The 6,705-nt window shown below is 71.1% G+C and carries 5 protein-coding genes; 3 read left to right on the forward strand and 2 right to left on the reverse strand.

The window, feature by feature from the left end:
• Nucleotides 1-193: 193 nt before the first annotated feature.
• Nucleotides 194-1,489, reverse strand: a complete 1,296-nt coding sequence (locus EAE32_RS08270; RefSeq protein WP_121846359.1) for an MFS transporter — start codon at nt 1,487-1,489, stop codon at nt 194-196.
• 62 nt (nt 1,490-1,551) lie between these two features.
• Nucleotides 1,552-2,481: a proteasome assembly chaperone family protein gene (locus EAE32_RS08275; RefSeq protein ID WP_121846358.1), complete on the reverse strand. Its 930-nt coding sequence runs from the start codon at nt 2,479-2,481 to the stop codon at nt 1,552-1,554.
• A 201-nt stretch (nt 2,482-2,682) separates the two neighbouring features.
• Between EAE32_RS08275 and EAE32_RS08280 the strand changes: the two genes are divergently transcribed.
• The 3 genes from EAE32_RS08280 to EAE32_RS08290 form a co-directional block, all read left to right on the forward strand.
• On the forward strand, nt 2,683-4,218 hold the full coding sequence (locus tag EAE32_RS08280; protein ID WP_121864718.1) for a leucyl aminopeptidase: 1,536 nt from the start codon (nt 2,683-2,685) through the stop codon (nt 4,216-4,218).
• A gap of 171 nt (nt 4,219-4,389) precedes the next feature.
• Entirely contained in the window at nt 4,390-5,757 is a 1,368-nt protein-coding gene (gene lpdA / locus EAE32_RS08285) for a dihydrolipoyl dehydrogenase (RefSeq protein ID WP_121864719.1), read from the forward strand.
• 116 nt (nt 5,758-5,873) lie between these two features.
• The coding region (locus tag EAE32_RS08290; protein WP_341537800.1) for a biotin/lipoyl-containing protein at nt 5,874-6,705 on the forward strand (832 nt) is incomplete at its 3' end.

Below are 6,705 nucleotides of genomic sequence, written 5' to 3' on the forward strand. Positions count from 1 at the left end.
CCGTGCCCCGCCCCAGGAGGCCAGACGACACCCTGCCCCCTTCCCGTGGAGAGGCCCCCGGGGACGAGCATCGGAGCAGCGCCTGTGCAGGTCGTCCGCCGTGGGCCCACAGCTCACCCGGGATGGCCCGGTCGCCTTTCCTGGATCCGATCCGCGCGTGCACGCCACCAGCAGTGGCGGGGTTGCGGGGCTCCTAGACGGAGTCCGCGCCGTGCAGGCGGCGCACCGCGGCGGTGCCCCGCAGGATGGCGAGGGTGCCCACGAGGGCCACGATCCCCTGGGCGGCGATCGCGGGACGGAACGCCTCGCCGTCGTAGAGGGACGGCGAGAGTCCCGCCCCGTGGAGCAGGTCCAGCACCAGCCCGGTCACGTAGATGGCGAGCAGCGAGGCCGCGAACCCGCCCACGTTCGCGAGCCCCGTGGCCGTTCCGCCGACACCCGGCGGGCTGAACGTGCGCACGATGTCGAAGGCGATCATGGACGCGGGGAGGGACAGGGCGATCAGGCACGCCCCCGCGTACACCACGGGCACCGGGGCGTGGCCTGGCCAGAGCAGCAGCACGGCCCACCCGGACCAGCTCACCAGGCAGCACGTGAGCACCAGGCGGGAGCGGTGGTGGGCGAAGCGTGCGCTCAGCTTGCCGACCAGCGGTGCGACGGCCACGTTGAACACCACGTACACGGTCATCACGGCGGAGGCCTGCGCGGGGTCCATCCCCTGCGCGTTCTGCAGGTACGGGTACGCCCACATCAGCGCAAACGTGTTGCCGGAGAACTGCACCGTGAAGTGCACCCAGAACCCCAGCCGGGTGCCGGGTTCCCGCAGCGCCCGGCCCATGGAGGTGCGCACCGAGGACAGGGAGATGCTGTCCGAGAGCACCCGGGCACCCGGGGGATGGTTGCGCAGCAGTGTCCCGGACAGCACCGCCGCCACCGCCGCAATGCACGCCATCACCAGGAAGGACGGCACCCACCCGGCCGAGTGCAGCAGGGCGGCGAACGGGATCACGGAGAACAGCTGCCCCAGGTTGCCCGTCATGCCCACTGCCTGGGAGAGCATGGGAACCCTGAGCGGGGAGAACCACACGGGCAGCAGGCGCATCACGCACACGAAGGTGGCGGCATCCCCCGCGCCCACCAGGATCCGTCCCACCACACCCTCGGCCACGGACTGCGCGGCCGCGAGCTGCAGCTGGCCCGCCACCATCGCCACGGCGCCCACCGTGATGAGGACGCGTGGGCCGAAGCGGTCCACCAGCACCCCCACGGGAACCTGGAGCGCCGCGTAGACGAGCACCTGCATCATGGAGAAGAGCGAGAGCCCGGACGCGGCGGTCTGGAAGCGGTCCGCCGCTTCCACGGAGGCCACCCCGAAGCTCGTGCGCTGCGCCACGGCGGAGAAGTACGCGAGCATCCCCACCGCCAGGATGAGCCACGCCGTGGGTGAGTCCTTGGACCGGGACGAGGGGGTGGTCACCGGATCGGGCATGCGTCAGGGCCTCCTGCGGGGTTCTCGCGCGGTGACCCGCTGGAGCGCCGCGGCCCGGGGTCCTAGTGCTGGTGGTCGTCCGGGTCGCCCTGCGCGGCGAGGAAGGCCTCCGCCGCCGCGCCGAGGTCGTCGGCGTCGGGCAGATCGGTGTCGTCGGGCCCGGCCAGGATGGAGCGGCGGGCGGACGCGTCCACCACGTCATCGTATCGCCGTTCCATGTTCTCGATGACGGACTGCACCTCGGGCGACGCCCCGGCCTGCTCGTCGATCTGGCGGATCACGTCCCGTGAGGCCTCCCGCAGCTCGTCCGTGGGCAGGGTGCGCCCCGTGACCGCGCTGAGGTACTCGAGCGCGGCCACCGCGGCCTGCGGCAGGTAGGACTCGGCGAGGTACTGGGGGACGTGCACCGACAGGCCCACGTGGTCGATCCCGCCCTCCTGCAGCCTCAGCTCCAGCAGGTGGGACACCGAGGCGCTGACCTCGAACGTGGGCCGTCCGCCCCCGGTGCGGGGCAGCAGGTCCGCCCGGGGGCCGTGGGCGGTCACCAGGATGGGGCGCGTGTGCGGCACGGGCATGGGGATGCCGCCCACCAGGGCCACCAAACTCACCCGCAGTCGCTGCGCGAGTCCCACCACCGCGGAGCTGAAGCGCTCCCACTGGGTGTCCGGCTCCGGCCCGGTGAGCAGCAGGAAGTGGCGGTCCAGCCCGTCAGTGACCAGGTTCAGGGTCAGCTCCGGAGCCTCCCACTCCTCGAAGTGGTCCTCCGCGAACGTCACCCTCGGGCGGCGGGAGCGGTAGTCGTACAGCTGGTCCAGGTCGAACCGCGCCACCGTCTCGCTCGGCATCGAATCCAGGACCACCGCCTCGATCTGGCCCGCCAAGTGCCCGGCCTCCACGTACCCGGACAGGGCAACGATCATGGGCAGACCGCGCAGCCGCTCATCACCCAGCAGGGCGGGGTTGCCCAGGTACAGGGCCGTGGGATCCAGCACTTCTCCTCCTCGTGGACGTGCGTCGCCGCGCGCGGAAAACGTGGGGTGCGCGTGGTTCGTGAGAGGTGCAACGCACGCGGTGTCACCGGGTATTCCCCGGGGGAACCCACCACGGATGGCTAGGATCGGTGTCACACCGGCGCCCGGCGGCCACCGCCGCCGCGGTCACCACCGCCGCCACACTCGCGAAAGGACACGACAGTGACCACACCGCAGGAGATCCTCACGACCCACGAGGTGCGTCTCGACACCAGCACCAGGCCCCTGGGCGACGCCACGACCGACGCGCTCGTCCTCGGCGTCTCCCACGACGGCGCGCTCGCGGTGCCGAACGACGTCAAGGCGGGCGTGCGGCGTCGGCTGAGCGACCTCGCGGAGCGCGCCCACGCCAGCGGCGCCCCCGACAGCGTGACCGTGGTCCCGGCCCCCGACGACGTCCGCGCCTCCCTCGTGGTCTTCACCGGTCTCGGTCGGGGCGAGGGCGAGGAGCGCGTGGAGAACCTGCGCCGCGCCGCCGGTGCCGCCGCGCGTCGCCTTCAGGGGACAGCGGCCTCCGCGGCCGTGGCTCTGCCCGTGACCTCGTCCGAGGACGCCCAGGCCGTGGCCGAGGGGATCGGCCTCGGGGCGTTCGAGTACACCGCGCAGAAGTCCCGCACCGCGTCGCAGGACACCCGCCCGCTGGGCTCGGCCACGGTCTGCGTTCCCAAGGCCCTGGGCAAGGACGCCGTGGCGGCCGTCGAGCGCGCGGCGCACGTGGCCCGCGCCGTGCGCCTGACACGCACGCTCGTGGACCTCTCCCCCGACACCGCCACCCCCGAGTTCGTGGCGGACGTGGCCACCGCGGCCGCGAAGGGCACCCGGGTCAAGGTCGAGGTGCTCGCGGAGAAGGAGCTCGCGCGCGGCTCCTTCGGCGGCCTGCTCGGCGTGGGCCAGGGCTCCGTCAACGGCCCGCGCCTCGTGAAGCTGCGCTGGGCACCCGCCAGGGCCCGCAGGCACGTGGCCCTCGTGGGCAAGGGCATCACCTTCGACTCCGGCGGACTCTCCTTGAAGCCCCCGGCCTCGATGATGACCATGAAGTCGGACATGGCCGGCGCCGCCGCCGTGCTCAGCACCGTCTTCGCCGCGGCCGCCCTCGAGCTGCCCGTGTCCGTGACGGGCTGGCTGTGCCTCGCCGAGAACCTGCCCTCCGGTTCCGCGACCCGCCCCGGCGACGTCCTCACCATGCACAGCGGCCACACCGTCGAGGTGCTCAACACGGACGCCGAGGGCCGCCTCGTGCTCGCGGACGGACTGTGGGCCGCCGGCCAGGAGAAGCCGGACCTGCTCGTGGACATCGCCACCCTGACCGGCGCGCAGATGGCCGCACTCGGCGTGCGCACCGCGGGCGTCATGGGCGACGACGCCGCCCGCGACCTCGTGCTCGACGCCGCCGCCAGCGCCGGCGAACCCGCGTGGCCCATGCCCCTGCCGGAGCACCTGCGGCCCTCCCTCGACTCGTTCGTGGCGGACCTGAAGAACATGGGCGACAAGTTCGGCGGCATGCTCGTGGCCGGACTGTTCCTGCGCGAGTTCGTGCCCGAGCACAGCGGCCGCCGCGTGCCGTGGGCCCACATCGACATCGCCGGCCCCTCCTTCAACGAGTCCCAGCCGTGGGGCTACACCCCCAAGGAGGGCACGGGCTTCGGGGTGCGGACCATGCTCGCCCTGACCGCCGCGCAGGCCCGCGAGGCCAAGTAGCCTCCGCACCGTGAGGTGCACCACGGGGCGCGGGTCCACCGGGTGGCAATGCCTGGTGGGCCCCCGCGCGTGGCGTTAGGCTTGATCCCAACCGTGACCGTCCACCCCAGACCCCGGATCGGGCCCCGGGCGGACGTCCGACACCAACACTCGAACCCCGAGGGAGCCAACGTGGCCGACAACCAATACGACATTCTCGTCCTGGGCGGTGGATCCGCTGGATACTCCGCCGCTCTGCGCGCGGTGCAGCTGGGCTTCAGCGTCGCGCTGATCGAGAAGGAGAAGCTGGGCGGCACGTGCCTGCACTGGGGCTGCATCCCCACCAAGGCGTACCTGCACTCGGCGGAGCTCGCCGAGGGCGCCCGCGAGTCGGAGAAGTACGGCATCAAGGCCACCCTGGACTCCATCGACATGAGCGCCGTGCGCGACTACAAGAACAAGATCGTGCAGGGCAAGTACAAGGGCCTGACCGGTCTCATGAAGATGCGCAAGGTGGACGTGGTCGCCGGCAACGGCAAGCTCACCGGGCCCAACACCATCGACGTGGACGGCACCACCTACACCGGCAAGCACATCGTCCTGGCCACCGGCTCCGTCTCCAAGACCATGGGTCTGGAGATCGGCGGCCGCGTGATGACCTCCACCGAGGCGCTGGAGATCGACTTCGTCCCCAAGTCCGCGATCGTGCTGGGCGGCGGCGTGATCGGCTGCGAGTTCGCGTCCATGTGGCGCTCCTTCGGCGTGGACGTCACCGTCATCGAAGGCCTGCCCCACCTCGTGGCCAACGAGGACCCCGCGATCGTCAAAACCCTCGAGCGCGAATTCAAGAAGCGCGGCATCAAGTCCAACCTGGGCACGTTCTTCGAGAAGGTCGAGCAGGACGACAACGGCGCCAAGGTCACCCTCGCGGACGGCAAGGAGTTCGAGGCGGAGATCGTCCTGGTGGCCGTGGGCCGCGGCCCGAACACCGCCGACATGGGCTTCGAGGAGCAGGGCATCCCCATGGACCGCGGCTTCGTGACCCCCAACGAGCGCCTCCACACCGGAGTGGGCAGCATCTACGCGATCGGCGACATCGTTCCCGGTGTGCAGCTGGCCCACCGCGGCTACCAGCAGGGCCGTTTCGTGGCCGAGGAGATCGCCGGGCTGAACCCCGTGGTGGTCCCCGACATCAACGTCCCCAAGGTCACGTTCACCGAGCCGGAGATCGCCTCCGTGGGCTACTCGCAGCCCAAGGCCGAGGAGAAGTTCGGCAAGGACAACGTGGAGACCATCGAGTACAACCTCGCGGGCAACGGCAAGAGCTCGATCCTGGGCACGGGCGGGCTCATCAAGCTGGTGCGGGAGAAGGACGGCCCCATCGTGGGCTTCCACGCGATCGGCACGCGCATCAGCGAGCAGATCGGCGAGGGCCAGCTCATGGTCAACTGGGAGGCCTACCCCGAGGATGTCGCGGCTTTCGTGCACGCCCACCCCACCCAGAACGAGGCCATCGGCGAGGCCGCGATGGCCCTGGCCGGTTCGCCCCTGCACGGCTGATCCACGGCGCCGGGTGCGCGTCCCGAGGGGCGCGCACCCGGCGCATTCTCCCGGCCCCCGTGGCCCGGGCACGCAGAACACTTTTCACGATCTCTGAGAGAGGGACGGACACGACAATGTCTGAAACCGTTAACCTGCCCGCACTGGGCGAGTCTGTCACCGAAGGAACCGTCACCCGCTGGCTGAAGCAGGTGGGAGACGAGGTGGCTGTGGACGAGCCGTTGCTGGAGGTCTCCACGGACAAGGTCGACACCGAGGTTCCGTCCCCCGTGGCCGGCGTGGTCGAGAAGATCCTGGTGGACGAGGACGAAGACGTCGAGGTCGGCGCCCCTCTCGTGGTGATCGGCGACGGCTCCGGTGACTCCGGTTCCGACGACGCCCAGGACGACGCCGCGGACCAGCAGGACTCCACCGCCGGGCAGGGGTCGTCCGAGCAGGACTCCGAGCCGGAGCAGAAGACCGAGCAGGCCCCGAAGGCCGACACCAAACAGTCCTCGGGCAACTCCGTGGAGGTCACCCTCCCCGCGCTGGGCGAGTCCGTGACCGAGGGCACCGTGACCCGCTGGCTCAAGCAGGTCGGCGAGAGCATCGAGGTGGACGAGCCCCTGCTGGAGGTCTCCACCGACAAGGTCGACACCGAGGTCCCCTCCCCCGTGGCGGGCACCATCCTCGAGATCAAGGTCCAGGAGGACGAGGACGCCGAGGTCGGGCAGGTCCTGGCCATCGTCGGCGACGAGTCCTCCGCAGGCTCCGGTGACTCCGGTTCCGACAACGGCTCCTCCGACCAGTCCGGCGAGTCCCAGGCCGAGAAGGTCGAGGACGCCGCAACGACCGCCGATTCCGGGGAGAACACCGAGCAGGCCGCCGAGGTGAAGACCGAGCAGGCCCCGAAGGCCGACACCAAACAGTCCTCGGGCAACTCCGTGGAGGTCACCCTCCCCGCGCTGG

Origin of the sequence: Kocuria tytonicola (genome assembly GCF_003687175.1) — a bacterium.
Classification (GTDB): domain Bacteria; phylum Actinomycetota; class Actinomycetes; order Actinomycetales; family Micrococcaceae; genus Kocuria; species Kocuria tytonicola.

Excerpts from the sequence above, each read along its gene's own strand:
- EAE32_RS08270 (WP_121846359.1), bottom strand. The coding sequence starts at position 1,489 with ATGCCCGATCCGGTGACCACCCCCTCGTCCCGGTCCAAGGACTCACCC.